General features: G+C 73.2%; 3 protein-coding genes. All 3 read right to left on the reverse strand.

Features of this window, described 5'->3' with window-relative positions:
- A partial coding sequence (locus tag P409_RS34285) for a VOC family protein (RefSeq protein WP_034849314.1) occupies positions 1-373 on the reverse strand: 373 nt, incomplete at its 3' end.
- A 27-nt stretch (positions 374-400) separates the two neighbouring features.
- Entirely contained in the window at positions 401-1,003 is a 603-nt protein-coding gene (locus tag P409_RS34290; RefSeq protein ID WP_152613711.1) for an alkylhydroperoxidase domain protein, read from the reverse strand.
- 8 nt (positions 1,004-1,011) lie between these two features.
- On the reverse strand, positions 1,012-1,413 hold a 402-nt coding region (locus P409_RS34295), incomplete at its 5' end, for a CMD domain protein (protein ID WP_034849316.1).

A 1,413-nucleotide genomic window follows, 5' to 3' on the forward strand; every position in this document is an offset into this window, starting at 1 on the left:
CCCGGGCCGTGCGCCATTCCAGCCGCTCGCCGTCCGGCCGCAGCCGACCGCCATCGGTCGGGCCCTCGAGGGCGAGGCCGCGCGCCTTCGCCGCCGCCACATCGGCCGCGATGTCGCCGGGCAGCAGGGCGAAATCGACCAGCCCGTCGCCGGCCTGGTCCAGCACCCGCCACCAGCGGAACTCCGGGTTCGGGCGGCGGAAGGCGATCAGCTCGATATAGGCGCCGTCGGCGAAGACGATCAGCGCGTTGTGGCTGGCGCCGTGGGTATGCTCCCCGCCCGGCGCCACGGTGAAGCCGAGCGCCCGGTAGTCGGCGACGGTCCGGTCCAGGTCGCGGACGGCGATCACGACGTGATCCAGCGACAGGCTCATGGTCGTCTCCTGTTCCGTGGGCTGCAGTCAGGCCTTCGCCTGCGGCTCGCCCAGCGACAGCATCAGGCGGTTGGCCCAGTTGAAGAAGGCGGCGCCCTGGATCACGTCGGCGACCGCCGCGTCGTCCAGCCCGGCCGCGCGCAGCCGCCGGACATGCTCCGCCCCGAAGGAAGCAGGCGTCTCCGTCAGCGCCACCGACGCCGCGACGATGGCGTTCCAGCGCTCGCCGAGGTCGGCGCCGACGCCCTCGTCCAGCAGCCGCTGCACGTCGTCGCCGCGCTTGGAGTGGACGGTGGCGAAGCGGGAATGGACCGAGGCGCAGTAGATGCAGCCGTTGAGGCGCGAGGTCGCGGTAGCCGCCAGCTCGCGCTCCGCCCGCGGCAGGCCGCCCTCGGGGTTGTAGAAGATGTCCTTGTCGGTCTTCGTCCGCGCCTGCAGCACGTCCGGGTCGCGCACCAGCAGCCGGAAATAGTCGGATTTGGCGCGGGCGGCATCGACCAGCCCGGCGAAGTGCCGCTCGGTCAGCCGGTCGGCCGGATGAGGCTCCAGCCAGGGCAGCCAGTTCAGCTCGTCCTGGGTGAAGACGGTCGGCTCATGGTTGTCGGGATGGGTCAGCACGGTCTCGGTCATGGCGGGCCTCAGGCGGCGGCCAGGGCACGCAGCCCGGCGACGACACGGATCTGGAAGGACAGGAAGGCGACGAGCTGCGACAGGGTGACGATATCGGTCGTCGACCAGCCGGCGTCGAGCAGCGCCTGCAGCGCCGCGGCGCTGGCGTCGCGCGGACGGAACACCAGCAGATGGGTGTGCGCCATCGCCGCCGCCAGGCGCGGGCCCAGCGCCGAACGGCCGTCGCCCGAGACATGGTAGACCAGGCCGCGCTTGTCCTCGGCGCTCAGCGGTCCTTCCGGGTAGTGGCCATAGGGCCCTTCCGCCCCCGCCCGCTCCGCCTCGGCGGCCACCGCGGCGGCGAGGCCGGCGTCGTGCCGGGCCAGGGCCCCGGCGTAGAAGCGGGCCGCCTCCGGCTCGCGGATGCACGC

This window comes from Inquilinus limosus MP06 (genome assembly GCF_000767795.1).
Taxonomy (GTDB): Bacteria; Pseudomonadota; Alphaproteobacteria; order DSM-16000; family Inquilinaceae; genus Inquilinus; species Inquilinus limosus_E.

What these genes read in the sequence shown, in the direction of transcription:
- P409_RS34290 (WP_152613711.1), bottom strand. Translation starts at nt 1,003, where the DNA reads ATGACCGAGACCGTGCTGACCCATCCCGACAACCATGAGCCGACCGTC.